Source organism: Stenotrophomonas sp. GD03654 (assembly GCF_029845105.1).
In the GTDB taxonomy this organism is placed as follows: Bacteria; Pseudomonadota; Gammaproteobacteria; order Xanthomonadales; family Xanthomonadaceae; genus Stenotrophomonas; species Stenotrophomonas africana.
This window is the reverse complement of sequence record NZ_JAOCLC010000040.1, coordinates 1-15,522: the sequence shown is the minus strand read 5'-3', so window position 1 is coordinate 15,522 and position 15,522 is coordinate 1. Positions and strand designations below refer to the sequence as shown.

Genomic DNA, 15,522 nt, shown 5'->3' with positions numbered 1-15,522 from the left:
GCCGGCCGCTGGCCGGCAACCGCAAAACACCACAGAGCCCGCCATGAGCCGCAAGCACGCCTTCCAGTTCCTCGACCTGCCCCGCACCATGCCGCAGCGCATCCCGGTGGAACTGCGCACCTCCGGCGACTGGGGCGAGTTGTACGGCAAGTTCGGCAAGGAGGACGCGCAGTACCAGGCCGGCCGCTGCCTGGATTGCGGCAACCCCTACTGCAGCTGGAAGTGCCCGGTACACAACGCGATTCCGCAGTGGCTGCAGCTGGTGCAGGAGAACCGCATCCATGAAGCGGCCACGCTGTGCCACAGCACCAACCCGCTGCCGGAAGTGTGCGGCCGGGTCTGCCCGCAGGACCGCCTGTGCGAAGGCAGCTGCACGCTGGAGGAATTCGGCGCGGTCACCATCGGTGCGGTGGAGAAGTACATCGTCGATACCGCGCTGGCCAGCGGCTGGCGCCCGGATCTAGGTGCGGTGCAGCCGACCGGCCACAGCGTGGCGGTGATCGGTGCAGGCCCGGCCGGCCTGGCCTGCGCCGACCGCCTGGCCCGCGCCGGCATCACCGCCGTGGTCTACGACCGCTACGAGCAGATCGGCGGCCTGCTGCAGTTCGGTATTCCCAGCTTCAAGCTGGACAAGGACGTGATCCATCGCCGCCGCGAAGTGCTGGAAGGCATGGGCGTGCAGTTCCGCCTCGGCGTGGAGATCGGTCGCGACCTGAGCGTGCAGCAGCTGCTGGACTCCCACGACGCGGTGTTCGTTGGTACCGGCGCCTATCGCTACACCGACGGCGGCCTCGACGGCCAGGACCTGAAGGGCGTGCTGCCGGCGCTGCCGTTCCTGGTGCAGAACAGCCGCATCGTCGGCGGCGATGATCCGAAGGGCCGGCCGATCGCCGGCTGGGAGGACACCATCGCCCTGCCCGACCTCAACGGCAAGCGCGTGGTGGTGCTCGGTGGCGGCGATACCGGCATGGACTGCGTGCGCAGTGCCGTGCGGCTGGGCGCAGCCAAGGTCACCTGTGCCTATCGTCGCGACGAAGCCAACATGCCCGGCAGCGCGCGCGAAGTGGCCAATGCTCGCGAAGAAGGCGTGCGCTTCCTGTTCAACCGCCAGCCGCTGTCGATCGAAGCCGGCGCCGACGACGAAGTGATCGGCGTGACCGTGGTCGAGACCCGACTTGGCGAGCCCGATGCCAATGGCCGCCAGAATGCGGTGCCGATCGACGGCAGCGAATCGCTGCTGGAGGCGGACGTGGTGATCATCGCCTTCGGCTTCTCACCAACCGTGCCGGCGTGGCTCACCGAACACGGCGTGGAAGGCCAGTCCAACGGTCGCATCGTGGCCGGTGGCAAGGATCGCCTGCCATTCCAGACCGCACATCCGCGTCTGTTCGCCGGTGGCGATGCGGTGCGCGGCGCTGACCTCGTGGTAACCGCCGTGGCCGAGGGTCGCGATGCCGCCGCCAGCATCGTGCGGCTACTGACCCGCTGACAGCGGCGCCAGCAGCACGGCCAACAGCGCGTGCAGTTCGCGGGTTTCCACTGGCTTGGCCAGGAAGTGGTCGATGCCGGCCACGCGGCAGGCGTCGCGGGTGCGATCCAGCACGCTGGCGGTCAGCGCGATGATCGGCACCTGCGCACGCGCCGGGCAAGGGTCGGCACGGATCGCCCGCGCCAGCGCGAAGCCGTCCATGTGCGGCATGTGGCAGTCGGTGATGACCAGGTCGAAGGGTTTCGTCTGCCAGGCCTCGAAGGCCTGCCGGCCGTCCCCGCAGGCGTGCACCTGCAGTCCCAGCTCGCACAGGCGCTGCTCCAGCAGAAGCAGGTTGGTGGGATGATCATCGGCTGCCAGCACCCGGGCCGGCGACAGTGGCCGCATTGCCGACAACGGCAGAGGTCGCGGCTCTGCGGGCAACGCACAGCCAGCCAGCTCAAGCTCCATCCTTACCGTGGTGCCCTCGCCTGGCGCGCTGCGCAGCTGCAGCTGCGCGCCCATCGACTCGGCCAGCTCGCGGCAGATCGCCAGGCCCAGGCCGCTGCCACCGAAGCGGCGTGTTGTGGATGCTTCGGCCTGGGTGTAAGCGGCAAACACCGCCTGTTGCCGCTCCGGACTGATGCCTACGCCGCTGTCGCTCACCTGCAGGCGCAGGCGCTGGCCACCATCGAATTGCTGCAGCACCTGCACCCGCAGTTCCACGCCCCCTTGCTCGGTGAACTTGAGCGCGTTGCCGGCAAGGTTGAACAGGATCTGGCGCACGCGCAGACCGTCGGCGAGCGATCCAGCCTGCAATGCCGGATCCAGCTCGGCGCGCAGGTACAGGCCGCGGCTGGCTGCGACCGGCATCAGCAGCTGCTGCACCGCGCGTACCAGAGCGCCCAGATCCGTGGGCCGCAGCTGCAGCGGCGCAGCCTGGAATCGCTGGCTGTGCAGCACATCGTCGAGGATCTGCCGCAGCATCCGCGCGGCATCACCGACTGTCGCCAGCACCTGCTGCTGGCCCGGATCCAAGTCGCTGCCAGCCAGTCGTTCGAGCATGCCCAGCAGGGTGCTCATCGGCGTGCGGATCTCGTGGCTCATCGTTGCCAGGAAGTGGGTCTTGTCCTGCGCCACCTGCTCGGCCTCCCGGCGCGCTTCGGCCAGCGCCCGGGTGCGCGACTGCGCCTCGCTGACATCGATCCAGTAGCCACTCCACTCGACATCGCCGTCATCGCAGGACAGCGGTCGACCATGAGAGCGTACCCAACGCCAGCCCTGTGGCGATCGCGTGCGGAAGGTGACGTCGATCGGGCCACGCGCCAGCGCAGCGGCATCGACAGCGTCCATCAGCCGATTGCGATCCTCAGGGTGGACCGCTGCGAGCAGGCGCTGCTGGTCGATCAGCGCGGTTTCCACGCTGATCCCGAACAACGTCTGCACGTCACCTGCAATCTGAGGAAAACTGTAATAGCCCGCGGCGGAGCGTCGTGCCTGATAGACCACAGCCGGCAGATTCGAGGTCACCTCCTGCAGGCGTTGCGCGGCTACGCGGCGGCGCGCGCTTTCACGGTGCACGCGCCAATAGCCGAAGGCGTATACCAGCGCGAGCGCCAGCAGGATCAGCGAGGCGGTTACCAGCCAACGCAAGGGCGACGGTGACGACTGGCTGCGTGGCCCGGCCGGCTGCCAGGCTGCGCGGATCGCCTCGTGCTGCGCGTCCGTCAGCTGCGACACGGCGTGCTCGAACTCGCTGATGACATCGGCACAGGCGGGCACGACGGCCAGCACCAGCGCATCCTCGATTCCTGCCGGTGCTGCGACCACCAGCGAATCTCCACGATAGCGGCGTAACGCGGCCTCGACCTCGCCGAGATTGGCGATCACGGCATCGATCAGGCCGGTACCCAGCAGCGACAGCGCGTCGTCGATCGGTGCCGGTGGCAGCAGCTGCGCACCGGGCGCCTGCTCGGCCAGCAGCGCAGTCAGCGGCAATGGATCGGGACTGGCCACGGTGCGCCCGCGCAGGGCCTCAAGCCCCATGACCGGCGGCGCATCCCGGCGCCGCACGATCACCTGCGGCAGCTGCAGGTAGGGCGCGCTGGCCACCCAGCCGATGGGCACCTGCGAACGTGGCCACCCCAGCAGTGCCTGGGTGTCGTGGGGCAACGCCCCCTCGGCCACGGCAACGCCCCGCAGTGGCTGCATCTGCAGCGGGCGCTGTGCTTCCAGCAGCGCCAGGTACTGCGCGCCGAGCCCGCGCGCCTGGCCTTGTTCGCTGGAGGACAACGGTGCGCGGTCGGCGGGCCAGGCGATGTGCAGCGGCGACTCGCAGCCAGCGGCGGCGGCTGTGGTGGGCAGCAGCAGGCAGGCCAGGACCACGGCGGCGGCAGGCAGGCCAGCGACGTTCACGATGGGCATCCTCATTTCGCGGACTGAAGTGCACGGCCGCGCAGCGGTACCGCTGTCTGCCACGCTAGCGACGTGCGGACAGGCCGCAATGAAGAAAGTTGTAAAAACATCCAGAGAGGGGAATGCCGACATACACTGCCGCCTTCACCCGTACCTGCGGAGTTTTCGATGCGCATCGGCCTGGCTGCCAACCGTCTCCACCACCACGACGCGCGCGCCGCCCTGTTCCGCTGGCTGCGTGTCAGCGAACCCGGCCTGCGCGAACTGGGCGTGTCGCTGCACGCGGTCGGCCGCACCCATGACGCGATCGGACGACAGGGCTTCCTCGCTGGATATGGGGGACTGCACCGCTATCCCTACGGGCGCGAGGGTGGCCTGATGAAGCTGGTCGCCGAGGTGGTCGGGATGGGCCCGGATCGGACACTGGATGGTGCGATCTATCTGATTGATCCGGTCGATCCGTCCTCGGTGTTTCCGGAGGCCACGGCCCTGAAGCGACAGTGCGTGATCCACGGCAAACCGTTCATTTCGACCGTGGCCACCGCACGCGACTGGGTCGAGGTGGAGCGCATCCACGCCGGGCTGGCGGCCGATGCCGGCGCCGACGACCTGCATGCGTTCGAAGGACAGACACTGGCGCTGATCGCGCACGATGCGATGAAGCCGGCGATGCTGGCCTTCGCCGATGAACACTTCGATGTGCTGGCCCGGTTCGGTGAACGCGTGGCGACCGGCACCACCGGCCAGCGCTTGAACGAGCTGGCCTGGAGCCGGGGCTGGCCCAGCGATACGCCCTGGGTAACGCGCTACCAGAGTGGCCCGATGGGCGGTGATGCGCAGATTGCCGACCGGGTGCTGGAAGGGCGTTGCCAGCGTGCGATCTTCTTCGAGGACCCGCATGTGGCGCGCCAGCATGAGGCGGATATCCAGCTGCTGGAGCGTGCGGTGACGACGGTGACCGATCAGGCGGTGTGCATTACGGCGCCGCGGGTGGCGGCACGTTGGGCCACGGCAGCGGCGTTGCGGGCGGGGTGAGGGTTTCGGCCAACGGCTGAGCCCCTCGTGGTGGGTGGTATCCGAAGGCAAAGCCGTGCTTGGCCGGGCGGGGTGGATTACGCAGGGGGCGCTGCAAGTACGTCCTTGTAAGCTCGGTCGCCGCATCCATGCGGCTCACGCCCCTGCGCAACCCACCCCAGCCGGCCACGGACACTTTCCGGTGTGTCCACCACGGAAGAAGGAAGGAAGAGCAGGAGCGGGTCGCGCGCTGCGCGCGCTCCATGGCGCGTTGCCAGGGCGGGCTGGAGGAAAGCCCCTTCTGTTGAAGGGGCGCGCCGAAGGCGGGGGTAGAGGAAGAATGCGTGGGCAACTGCTGTAGCGCTGGCGCTACAGCAGTTGCCGCAACATGGCCTTCAGGCGTCGCCCTTCAAGCTGGAAGTAGTCGCGCTGTTGCCGCCAGGCGGGGAAGCGTTGTTCCACTTCGTGCCAGAACGCGGGCGAGTGGTTGGGCTGGATCAGGTGGCAGAGTTCGTGCACCAGCACGTACTCGAACGCTTCCGAGCGGCCCAACACCAGGGCCAGGTCCAGCGCCATGCTGCCGTCAGGCGCCAGCGAACCCCACTGCGAGGACATCACCTTCAGCCGCAGGCGGCTGGGTGCGCGCGGCAGGGTGGGCAGGTACTTCGGCAGCCAGCGACCGACGTCGGCGCGGGTCTGGGCTTCGTAGAACTCGCGCAGCAGACGGCGCAGGGTGGCGTCACCGCCGCGGGTCGGCCACTGCACGCAGGCGCCGTGTTCGTCGATCTCCAGGCGCGCGTAGCGGCCTTCCTGCCAGCGCAACGGCAACAGTTCACCGCGCAGTGGCAGCACGCCGTCTTCGCCGGGCTGAAGCGGGGCCGGCAGGCCCTGGCCCTGGTACTGGCGCAGCTGCAGCGCCAGCCAGTCGCGGTGCTGCTCCAGGAAACGCTCGCCCATCACCAGGCTGGCCCGCAGCGGCAGGGTCAGTCGTGCGCCGCGCTCGTCCACGCTCAGCTTGATGCGGCGCGCACGCGGATCACGCACGCGCAGTACCTCGATCTCGGCATCCTCCAGGCGCAGGCGAACGGTGTCGCGCTGTACGGTGGCAGGCGGGGTCGGGCTGATCAGGCGGCGCAGCAGACGGCTCATGCGCCCAGCATAGCGCTGCTTCGGGCCGCCGGATGACCGGCGGCCGTCGGGCTGCCTGTTCAGTCAGCCTTGCTGAGCTTGAAGGCTTCTTCCAGCAACAGGAACAGGCGGCGGATCTCGGCGCTCTGCAGGGCGAAGCGGGCATCGAACTCGGCGCGGCGGCCGTCTTCATCGGCATGCTCCAGCTGGTCCAGGGCGCCGTCGAGGAACTTCAGCTTGCGCACGATCAGGTCGTCGCCGATCACGAACGACAGGTTGTCCTCGAAGATCAGCGCCAGCTTGGTCACCTGCTTGCCGGCGTCCAGGTGCTTGTCGATCTCGTCGCAGCGCAGTTCCTGGTGCTGGCACTTGACCACCGCGCCGCCTTCCACCGGGTCCTTCATCTCGCATTCTTCGCCCAGGCTCAGCCCGGTCGGCAGCGGCTCGCCGGCAATCCAGCCGGTCAGGATCGAACGCGGTGCGACTTCGGCGTTCAGCGGCATCGCCGGGAAGCTGCCGAGCAGGCCACGGATGTCGGACATGAAGTACTCGCCGGTCTTGCGGCTGGAGGTATCCACTGCCACGTAGCCGTGCTGCAGGTCGATGAAGGCGTCGTTGCGCGAGGACTTCACGAAGGCGCGCGGCAGCAGTTCATGCAGCAGGTCGTCCTTCATGCGCTTGCGCTCGCGGCCACCCGGGCGGCGGCCTTCCTTCTCCTCGATCTCCTCCAGCTTGCGCTCAAGCAGGTCGTTGACCACCGCCGCCGGCAGGATCTTGTCCTCGCCGCCCACGGTCAGCCACAGGTGTTCGGCGATGCGGTGGGAGAGCAGTTCCTTCTCCTCGCGGCCGAACGGCGAGATGAAGCCGCGCGAATTCATTTCCAGTGCGCCGACCGGCTTGAGCAGGGCGTGCGGCAGCAGGGTGTCGACTTCGGAAAAATCGGTGGTGGTCGGGAAACGGAAGAACGTCAGGTTGCGAAAGAACATGGAATTCCGGATGGCAAAGAGAAAGGGCGACCGACCTTAAACGGTGGGCGTCTCGGGATCTGCGTCGGCATCGGCCGGTGAACCGGCCAGCCAGGCATGGGCGTCGGGCAGCGGCGCGTCGTCGCGACGGCCCAGCGCCATGAAGTCGAACAGGGTGGTGTCGGCCAGCTGCGAGGGCCGGACTTCACCCATGGCGCGCGCGATCTGCTCGATGCGGCCCGGGTGGTCCTTCTCCCACTGCTTCAGCATCAGGCCGACCTGGCGGCGCTGCAGGTTCTCCTGGCTGCCGCACAGGTTGCAGGGAATGATCGGGAACTGGCGTACCTGCGCGTAGTCGACGATGTCGCTCTCGCGCACGTAGGCCAGCGGCCGGATCACCACGTGCTTGCCGTCGTCGCTGCGCAGCTTCGGCGGCATGCCCGACAGCTTGGCGTGGTGGAACAGGTTCATGAAGAACGTGGCCACCATGTCGTCGCGGTGATGGCCCAGCGCGATCTTGGTGAAGCCATGGATTTCGGCGTAGTTGTACAGCGCACCACGACGCAGCCGCGAGCACAGCGAGCACATCGTCTTGCCTTCCGGAATGACCCGGCTGACCACCGAATAGGTGTCCTGCTCGATGATGTGGTACGGCACGCCCAGCCCGGCCAGGTACTCCGGCAGGATGTGCTCGGGGAAGCCCGGCTGCTTCTGGTCCAGGTTCACCGCCACCAGCTCGAACGGCACCGGCGCCTTTTTCTGCAGCTGCAGCAGCACGTCCAGCAGGGTGTAGCTGTCCTTGCCGCCGGACAGGCAGACCATCACCTTGTCGCCAGCCTCGATCATGCCGAAGTCGGCAATCGCCTCGCCGACCTGGCGGCGCAGGCGCTTGGCCAGCTTGTGCTGCTCGCGCTCGGCCACGCGCGGATCGCGGGCGGCGCGCGGCAGGGGATCGGGAAGGGAAATCACGGCACTCATGGGCTCCATTCTAACGGCTCGGAGCGGCCCCGGCCGGGGGTCGGAATTCCCCTCTCCCGGCGGTCATCATCGCTGTGTATGCTCAGAGGCTGTGGACACCTACAGCCCCGCCGAGATCGTCGAGCACCTCGCCGCCCTGCGCGCTGAGCACCGCCTGCTGGATGAACAGATCACCCGCATGGCGGCCAACGGCGAGGATGAACTGGAAGCCAAGCGCCTGAAGCGGCGCAAGCTGCAGCTGAAGGACTGCATCGCCAGGCTGGAAAGCCTGCAGATTCCTGACGAACCGGCCTGAAGACCGTCCTGGTGGGTGCCAACCTTGGTTGGCACGGCTGGAAGGTGTGGACCAAGGTCCACACCCACCGCAGGACCCGGCGCTACGTTCAATCCTGCGGCGCGGGCTCGTCCGGGCGCGCCGCTTCCGGGCTGACCCGTTCGATGGTGTGGCGCAGCTCGCGGCCCAGGATGAACTTGGCATCCTTGGCCCAGGCATCCAGCCGCTCGTCGAACAGCAGCTTGCTGTTTTCGTCCGGCCACACCAGGCGCAGTTCGCGCAGCTTCTGGATGAAGCCGCGGAACAGGGACTTGTCGAAGAACTCCGGCGCCGCCGGTGCATAGAGCAGGCTCAGCCGCTGCGCCGCCTGCTGGCACAGGCTTTCCAGCTCGGCGGCGCCGAGCACGCCGGGGCCGTTCTTCACCAGCACCGAGATGGCGATGTAGTAGCGCTCGAACGCCTGCTGCAGCGAATGGCCGATCGCACGCAGGCGGAACACCTCGTCGGTCTGCCCGGTATTACGCGCCAGGATGCCGCCGTCGTCATCGTTGACGTTCTGCAGCAGGCCCTCGCGCACGAACACATCGATGGTCCGGTCGATGCGGTGGGCGAACTCGTCCTCGCTCCACGGCAGGAACAGTTCGGCCTGCAGGAACGGGTACACCGTGCGCCCCAGCTGGACCAGCCCGGTACGGCTCATGCGACGGTTGTTCTGGAAGCAGCAGGCCACCCACGACGAGGCGGTGAACAGATGCACCACGTTGTTGCGGAAGTAGCTGAGCAGCACCGCGGTGTCGCCACTGACGCTGAGCACATCGCCCAGCGGGTGCTTGATGCGGGTGAGGACGTTGATTTCCTCGGCATGGGCGATGATCCGCTCCGGCGAGTGCGGGGTCACCGTCACCCGGTCCGAGTACGGCATCTCGACCAGCAGGGTCTTGCACAGCTCGATCTGCGCGATCAGGTCGGCCTCGCCCATCGCGTGCTTCGGCGTGGACAGCAGCGCCAGCGCCAGCAGGTTGATCGGGTTGACGTCGGCAGCGCCGTTGATGCGCACCTGGATGCGTTCGGCCAGCGTGTCCACCGTGGTCGACAGCCAGGCCGGCTTCTCGTCCTCGGATACCGCCTCGCCCTTCCACTCCGGCGCCTTCTCGGCCAGCACGTCGTTCAGTGCGATCGGTTCGCCGAAGTTCACCACCACCTGGCCGTAGTTCTGCTTGAGCACCTTGGGGATGCCCCACAGCAGCGACCAGATCGATTCCTTTTCCTTCGGCCGCCCGGACAGTTCGTCCAGGTAGCTGCCGCCTTCCATCAGCTTCTCGTAGCCGATGTAGATGGGCTGGAACAGCACCGGCTTGCGCGGCTGGCGCAGGAACGCGCGCAGGGTCATCGAGATCATGCCGCCCTTGGGCTGCAGCAGCCGGCCGGTACGCGAGCGGCCACCTTCGACGAAGTACTCCAGCGAGTAGCCACCGGCCACCAGCTGCGCGACGTACTCACTGAGCACCGCCGAATACAGCGCGTTGCCGCGGATCGAACGGCGGATGAAGAACGCACCGCCCTTGCGCAGCAGGGTGCCGACCACCGGCAGGTTCAGGTTGATGCCGGCCACGATGTGTGGCGGCACGATGCCGCGGTCGTACAGCAGGTAGGACAGCAGCAGGTAGTCCATGTGGCTGCGGTGGCTGGGCACGTAGACCACTTCGTGGCCCGGCGCGGCGGCCTTGAACTTGTCCAGGTGGTGCACCAGTACGCCCGCATAGATGCGGTTCCACACGTGGCTGAGCATGAAGCTGGCCGAGCGCACCACCGGGCTGGAGTAGTCCGCGGCGATTTCCCAGGCGTAGGCATGCGCCTTCTTCCAGGCATCGGCCGGCTTGGAGTTGTCGCGCTTGGCCTGCGCGGCGATCGCTTCGCGCACCGGTTCGGCGGCCAGCACCTGGTCCACCAGCAGGCGCCGGGTCGACAGGTCGGGGCCGATCACCGATTCACGGATGCGGCGGAAGTGCGTACGCAGCACGCGCTGCAGCTTGCGTACCGTGCGCTCCGGCTCCAGGCCTTCGTCCACGGTGCTGCGCAGCGAGATCGGCGGGGCGAAGCGAACGATGGTACTGCGGCCGTTGAGCAGTACCGCCAGCAGGCGGCGGAAGCGGCCGACCAGCGCCCAGTTTTCCGAGAACAGCACAGCGAACCAGCCGCTCTGCTTGTCCGGCGCGCGGCCGACGAAGATCGACACCGGCACCAGGTGCACGTCCAGGTCGTCGCGCACGCGATGCGCCTGCAGGACCTTGGCCAGCGAATCGGAATGGGTCTTGGCGCCGCGCTGCTCGGGGATCAGCGAGTTGCTGGAGCTGCGGCGCGACAGTGCCAGGTAAGCGCGCTTGCGGCCGGTCGGGTCACCGGCCAGCGGCACCAGCGGCGACGGCAGGCCGGCCTGGCGGCAGGCCTTGTCCAGGATCAGCGCGTTGGACAGGCCGTAGTCTTCCAGCACGTACATGACCGGGCGGCCATCGTTGTACTGGCCCGGGTCTTCCGGCTCGATCTTCAGCGACAGCCACGGCTCGACCAGGCGGCCCAGCAACCGTGCCCACAGCGGGCGGCGGCCAGCCGGACGCGCGTGCGCGGGCGGCGGTACCGGGTTCGGGCCGGTACCGGTCGAGGGGGACGCCGGCACCGTATCGGCGGGCGTCGACTGGGATTCTTCGCCGGGGAACGGCAGCGGGTTCTGTTTCGACATCGGCGCCATTATGGCTTAGGCGGCGGCGTTGCCGCTTCCCCACCGTCGGCGGGGGCTTCGGCCGGTGACGGCGACGCAGCAGCGCGGGCCGCGTCGGCCTTGCGCAGCAGGGCGTCGGTGTCGGCCAGGGTTCGGGTCAGGTACCAGTGGCCTTCGCGCCGGCTCAGCGGCAGCTGCAGGGTCATTTCGCGGCCAGCCAGGTCGTAGTGCAGGCGTACCAGGGCATTGTCGCCCTCCACCGAGAGCAGCTCACCACGCACGCTGCGCAGCGCGTCGTCCACGCCCAGCCCGTAGCTGCCCAGCACCGCCTTGAGGGTGTGGATGAACGGTGCCAGCTGCTGCAGGCTGCCTTCCATGCCGGCGGCCTGCAGGCCGGCCTCATCGTCGAAGCCGACCTTGTCGGCCGCGCCGACCAGCGCGGCGATGGTGCTGCGCGCGCGGGCACGGTCACTGATCGGTGCCCCCTGCGCCCAGCTGGCGAGGGTTTCCACCAGGGCGATGTAGTGGGCCTGTTGGCCGGGCGTATAGCCCTTCTGATGGCGCAGGTACTGCACACCGAAGTTGCCCATCGACTGCGCGGCCTGGCGCACGGCACCGGCCTGGCCGGCCAGCTGGCGGTCGAAGCTGCGCTGCAGTTCGACGCTGGCATTGGGCGCACGCAGGGCGGCCAGCATCGGCAGCAGCTGGTCGCCCAGCGGGAGCTCGGTCAGCGGCCACTGGCTGTGGCCCTCGTCCCACGCCTGCTGCAGGCGCTGGTACTGGCTCGGCGGTACCGACAGCTTCGCGTAGCCGACCAGATCGTCCTCGGCCAGGCGCAGGGCCATGGCCTGCACCGCCGCAACCGGTTCGGCCGCCGGCTTGGCCGGATCGTTGGCCGATTCACGACACGCGGCCACGGCCAGCAGCAGCATGGCTGCCAACCCCCATCCACGCGCAGACCTTCCTCGCACTGCCACGCTCATGCACTCGGACTCCCCGGACCGGTCCGCATCTTGCGGCCTGCGACGTGACAGCGGCAAGCCGGGGCGTCACGGTTTCCGCTGTTGCCCGTGCAAGTCACTGACCGGAATAAAAAAAGAGCCGGGATCACGGGGATCACAGGCTCTTCAAGCCGGCGCAGGGCCGGTGGACAGTGGTGTGGCGCATGTCCGGTCCGAGGACCGGATGGCGGCGATCCTACGCTGCCGCTCAAGTTAAGGCAACACTTCACGTAATGCCATATAAATTATTGATTTTATTGATCCACTTGGTACGTGGGGCCAGGGTCAGGAAATCTGCGGCAGGTTTTGCGGCGATTCGGGCACAACCGCTCCCCGGGCGGATGCAAAAACGCCATCCCGCGCGGGTCGGGATGGCGCTCGATCCTGCAGCCTTGGCAGCGGAATCTCAGCGCGCAGCCAGCGCCGACGCGATTTCCTGCTGGATGGCCCGCGCCGCGGCCTGCGGATCGGCGGCCAGGCGGATCGGACGGCCGACCACGATGGCATCGGCGCCATCGGCAAAGGCCTGGGCCACGCCAACGGTACGCTTCTGGTCATCACCGACCGGGCCGCCGGGGCGGATGCCCGGGCAGACGATCGAGAACCCGGCGCCGGTGGCGGCCCGGATCGGGCCGGCTTCCTGGCCCGAGGCGATCACGCCATCAATGCCAGCCGCCTGGGCGGCCAGCGCGCGCTCGACCACCACGTCCACTGGCTCGCGGTCGATGCCCATCTGCGCCAGGTCCAGGCGGCCCATCGAGGTCAGCACGGTCACCGCCAGCAGGCGCATGTCGCTGCTGTTGGCGGCCGCGCAGGCTTCCATCATCGCCGGGTGCCAGCCGTGGATGGTGGCGTAGCTGACCGGCCACTGCGACAGGCGCTTGATGACCGCTGCGGCGGTGGCCGGGATGTCGAAGAACTTCAGGTCGACGAACACGCGCTTGTCGCGGCGGGCCAGCTCGTCCAGCACCTGGAAGTACTCGCCGGAGGCGAGCAGTTCCATGCCGATCTTGTAGAACGCCACGCTGTCGCCGAGGCGGTCGACCCACTCCAGCGCCTGCACGCGGTCAGGCACGTCCAGCGCGAAGATCAGGCGCTCGTCGTCGCGCAGCGGCAGCGGTGCGCGGCTCACGGTGCGTAGTCCAGGGCAGCGCGCTTGGCGTCGTGACGGGACTGGCGCGACTGGCTGTAGTCGTTGTTGAACTGCGCCGGCTCGAAGCCGCCGTAAGTCGGGTTCGGCAGCATCCACCAGCGCTCGCCGAACCAGTCGTGGTACTGCTGCAGCAGCGCGTCACGACCCTCGTTGGTGTTGGCGGTCACTTCGACGAAATCGCCCAGCTGGTCGCCGAACTGCATCAGCACACGGTACTTCTGCCCGGCGAGGCGACGGCGGCAGTTCTTCTCGCTGCCGGCCTGCTCGCAGCCTTCGACCACGGTGCCCAGGCCCAGGAACACGCTGTCATCGGCCACCGGCAGGCCCTGCTCGCGCAGGTTGGCCAGGGTCGCGTCCTTCAGGTGCACGGCGCGGTTGGAGATGTACAGCAGGGTCACGCCCTTGGCATTGGCGGCCTTGGCGAAATCGACCACGCCCGGAATGGCCTTGGCCTTCTTTTCGGCCACCCACTGGTCCCAGGTCATTTCATCGTATTCCTTGCCGTCGCGGACCAGGCGCGCCTGGTAGGGCGAGTTGTCCAGCACGGTCTCGTCCACGTCCAACACCACGGCCGGCTTCAGGCCCTTGGCCTCGTTGCCGCGTTCTTCGGGCACCAGCGCATCCCAGTGGGCTTCCTTCAGCGCGGCATCCAGGTGATCGGCGGCGGCACGGTAGGTCTGCTCGGTGATCGCCTTGTACTCCTGCGCGCGCTGCATCCACAACACTGCATTGAGATTGTCGTTGGCAGTGGCATCGAGCGCGCCATCGGCCTTGGCAGCGGCGGCCGGGGCCTCCGGTGCAGCGGCTTCGGCGGCAGGCGCATCCACGCGCTTGCAGGCGGACAGGCCCAGCGCCGCAGTGGCGAGCAGGGTCAGGGACAGGGAAACGGGACGACGCATGGATTCACCGGCAATCAGATATACCGGCGCATTTTACCGGCAAAGGCACCGCCGGGACGGCTATGCTTGGCGGTTGACCCGTTGTCTTCCGGAAGCCGCCATGACCGACCCTGCCCAGACCCCCGACGTTCCCCTGCTCGACGCCGTGCAGGCCCGCCTGCTGGGCTGCCTGGTGGAGAAGGAGGCGACCACTCCGGATACCTACCCACTGACGGTCAATGCCGCCCAATCAGCCGCCAACCAGAAGACCGCCCGCGAACCGGTGATGAACGTGGACGCCGGCAGCGTGCAGCATGCGCTGCGCCAGCTGGAGGCACTGGGCCTGGCCCGCCAGCACTTCTCCTCGCGCGCGGACCGTTACGAGCACCGCCTGCAGGCCGCGCTGGACCTGACCCGGCAGCAGACCGTGCTGCTGGCGCTGCTGCTGCTGCGTGGGCCGCAGACGCTGGGCGAACTGATCACGCGCAGCGAACGCCTGCACCGCTTCGCCGACACCGACGAAGCCCGCCACGCCATCGAGCGCCTGCAGCAGCGCGCGCTGCTGGTGGTGCTGCCGCGCGCCAGTGGCCAGCGCGAAGACCGCTACATGCACCTGCTGTGCGGCGAAGTGGACGGCGCGGCGCTGGCGGCCAGGTACGCCAACAGCGGCGGTGGCAGCAGCGATGCGGCCGACCCGGGCCTGGCCGAGCGCGTGGCGCAGCTGGAAGCGGCCGTGGCCGAACTGCAGGCACAGCTGGCCGAACTGCGCGGTTGAAGGGGTGGGTGCCGACCGTTGGTCGGCACTGCATCTGAATAGTGCCGACCAACGGTCGGCGCCCACCATCAGCCGCTACTGTGCCGGCCAGTGGCCGGCACCTGCCAACATCAGGGGTCAGACCTGCGCCGCACCCGGGGTGGCATACAACCGGCTCGGGCTGTCCACGCCCGGCAGCTGGATCACCCCGCGCTCCTGCATCCCCAACCCCAGCAGGATCTTCCCGGACACCACGTTGTCCAGATCGGTAATGCCATACAGATCGTGCAGGCCCAGCCCAGCGCGCGCATGCGCGAACACCGCCCGCGCCGCCTCACCGGCGTAGCCCTGCCCGGCGAATTGCGACAGCACCGCATAGCCGATGTCCGGCCCCGGCAAGCCATCGCGCCGCACCAGCCCGGCATTGCCCAGCCAGGCACCATCGGACAACCGCTCGATGGCATACATGCCATAGCCATGCAGCGCATAGGCCGGCAGTACCCGCATCGCCGCGTAGTCGCGCGCCTCCTGCTGCGTACGCACGCCACGATCACCGATGAAGCGCACGAAGCCCGGATCATTCAACAGCGCCAGCATCTGCCCGGCATCACCCTCCGGATCGATCCGGCGCAACCGCAGACGTTCGCTTTCAATCGGATGCACGCGCAGACCTCCAACAGAAAGTCCGATTGTGCCTCAGCCCCCGGCTGCTGCTGTTGCTTTTGATTTTCTTTGCATTGCCGTGGAAGGAAGCGCCCGGCATCTGTCAGAGGCCGGT

The 15,522-nt window shown here is 68.1% G+C and carries 13 protein-coding genes; 4 read left to right on the top strand and 9 right to left on the bottom strand.

Annotated features, from left to right (window positions below):
- The first annotated feature begins 43 nt into the window (after positions 1–43).
- Positions 44–1,489, top strand: a complete 1,446-nt coding sequence (locus tag N5J73_RS15070; protein WP_049448285.1) for an FAD-dependent oxidoreductase — start codon at positions 44–46, stop codon at positions 1,487–1,489.
- Here the strand turns inward: N5J73_RS15070 and N5J73_RS15065 are convergent.
- Positions 1,475–3,883, bottom strand: a complete 2,409-nt coding sequence (locus tag N5J73_RS15065) for an ATP-binding protein (protein ID WP_049448324.1) — start codon at positions 3,881–3,883, stop codon at positions 1,475–1,477. The genes N5J73_RS15070 and N5J73_RS15065 overlap by 15 nt on opposite strands.
- A gap of 168 nt (positions 3,884–4,051) precedes the next feature.
- On the opposite strand from N5J73_RS15065, the gene N5J73_RS15060 reads away from it, so the two are divergent.
- Positions 4,052–4,918 carry a methylglyoxal synthase gene (locus tag N5J73_RS15060; protein WP_049448284.1) on the top strand — a complete coding sequence of 289 codons (867 nt, stop codon included), beginning with the start codon at positions 4,052–4,054 and terminating at the stop codon, positions 4,916–4,918.
- A 348-nt stretch (positions 4,919–5,266) separates the two neighbouring features.
- Here the strand turns inward: N5J73_RS15060 and N5J73_RS15055 are convergent, their stop codons facing one another.
- Genes N5J73_RS15055 through ttcA form a run of 3 tightly spaced genes read right to left on the bottom strand, consistent with a single transcriptional unit; the run spans position 5,267 to position 7,968 of the window.
- Complete coding sequence (locus tag N5J73_RS15055; protein ID WP_049448282.1) at positions 5,267–6,046, bottom strand: SprT family zinc-dependent metalloprotease; 780 nt, start codon at positions 6,044–6,046, stop codon at positions 5,267–5,269.
- A gap of 59 nt (positions 6,047–6,105) precedes the next feature.
- Positions 6,106–7,011, bottom strand: a complete 906-nt coding sequence (locus N5J73_RS15050) for a recombination-associated protein RdgC (RefSeq protein WP_005411825.1) — start codon at positions 7,009–7,011, stop codon at positions 6,106–6,108.
- A 36-nt stretch (positions 7,012–7,047) separates the two neighbouring features.
- On the bottom strand, positions 7,048–7,968 hold the full coding sequence (gene ttcA / locus N5J73_RS15045; RefSeq protein WP_049448281.1) for a tRNA 2-thiocytidine(32) synthetase TtcA: 921 nt from the start codon (positions 7,966–7,968) through the stop codon (positions 7,048–7,050).
- A 91-nt stretch (positions 7,969–8,059) separates the two neighbouring features.
- On the opposite strand from ttcA, the gene N5J73_RS15040 reads away from it, so the two are divergent.
- Positions 8,060–8,263, top strand: coding sequence for a YdcH family protein (locus tag N5J73_RS15040; RefSeq protein ID WP_005421068.1), 204 nt, complete (start codon positions 8,060–8,062; stop codon positions 8,261–8,263).
- 88 nt (positions 8,264–8,351) lie between these two features.
- Here the strand turns inward: N5J73_RS15040 and plsB are convergent, their stop codons facing one another.
- The 4 genes from plsB to N5J73_RS15020 form a co-directional block, all read right to left on the bottom strand.
- A complete protein-coding gene (gene plsB / locus N5J73_RS15035) occupies positions 8,352–10,988 on the bottom strand; it encodes a glycerol-3-phosphate 1-O-acyltransferase PlsB (RefSeq protein WP_049448279.1) in 2,637 nt (878 codons plus the stop codon).
- The gene (locus N5J73_RS15030; RefSeq protein WP_049448278.1) at positions 10,988–11,941 is read right to left on the bottom strand and encodes a hypothetical protein; all 954 of its coding nucleotides are present in this window, start codon (positions 11,939–11,941) and stop codon (positions 10,988–10,990) included. The genes plsB and N5J73_RS15030 overlap by 1 nt, the downstream gene beginning before the upstream one ends.
- Before the next feature lie 424 nt (positions 11,942–12,365).
- Positions 12,366–13,091, bottom strand: a complete 726-nt coding sequence (gene pyrF, locus N5J73_RS15025; protein ID WP_049448277.1) for an orotidine-5'-phosphate decarboxylase — start codon at positions 13,089–13,091, stop codon at positions 12,366–12,368.
- A complete protein-coding gene (locus N5J73_RS15020; protein ID WP_049448275.1) occupies positions 13,088–14,011 on the bottom strand; it encodes a 5'-nucleotidase, lipoprotein e(P4) family in 924 nt (307 codons plus the stop codon). Before N5J73_RS15020 ends, pyrF begins: the two co-directional genes overlap by 4 nt.
- 100 nt (positions 14,012–14,111) lie before the next feature.
- Between N5J73_RS15020 and N5J73_RS15015 the strand changes: the two genes are divergently transcribed.
- Positions 14,112–14,765, top strand: a complete 654-nt coding sequence (locus N5J73_RS15015) for a DUF480 domain-containing protein (protein ID WP_049448273.1) — start codon at positions 14,112–14,114, stop codon at positions 14,763–14,765.
- 117 nt (positions 14,766–14,882) lie between these two features.
- On the opposite strand, the gene N5J73_RS15010 is transcribed toward N5J73_RS15015, so the two are convergent.
- Positions 14,883–15,407 carry a GNAT family N-acetyltransferase gene (locus N5J73_RS15010; RefSeq protein WP_049448272.1) on the bottom strand — a complete coding sequence of 175 codons (525 nt, stop codon included), beginning with the start codon at positions 15,405–15,407 and terminating at the stop codon, positions 14,883–14,885.
- Positions 15,408–15,522: the final 115 nt, after the last annotated feature.

Excerpts from the sequence above, each read along its gene's own strand:
- plsB (WP_049448279.1), bottom strand. The coding sequence starts at position 10,988 with ATGGCGCCGATGTCGAAACAGAACCCGCTGCCGTTCCCCGGCGAAGAA.
- N5J73_RS15070 (WP_049448285.1), top strand. The coding sequence starts at position 44 with ATGAGCCGCAAGCACGCCTTCCAGTTCCTCGACCTGCCCCGCACCATG.
- N5J73_RS15015 (WP_049448273.1), top strand. The coding sequence starts at position 14,112 with ATGACCGACCCTGCCCAGACCCCCGACGTTCCCCTGCTCGACGCCGTG.
- N5J73_RS15060 (WP_049448284.1), top strand. The coding sequence starts at position 4,052 with ATGCGCATCGGCCTGGCTGCCAACCGTCTCCACCACCACGACGCGCGC.
- N5J73_RS15030 (WP_049448278.1), bottom strand. The coding sequence starts at position 11,941 with ATGAGCGTGGCAGTGCGAGGAAGGTCTGCGCGTGGATGGGGGTTGGCA.
- N5J73_RS15050 (WP_005411825.1), bottom strand. The coding sequence starts at position 7,011 with ATGTTCTTTCGCAACCTGACGTTCTTCCGTTTCCCGACCACCACCGAT.
- N5J73_RS15055 (WP_049448282.1), bottom strand. The coding sequence starts at position 6,046 with ATGAGCCGTCTGCTGCGCCGCCTGATCAGCCCGACCCCGCCTGCCACC.
- ttcA (WP_049448281.1), bottom strand. The coding sequence starts at position 7,968 with ATGAGTGCCGTGATTTCCCTTCCCGATCCCCTGCCGCGCGCCGCCCGC.
- N5J73_RS15020 (WP_049448275.1), bottom strand. The coding sequence starts at position 14,011 with ATGCGTCGTCCCGTTTCCCTGTCCCTGACCCTGCTCGCCACTGCGGCG.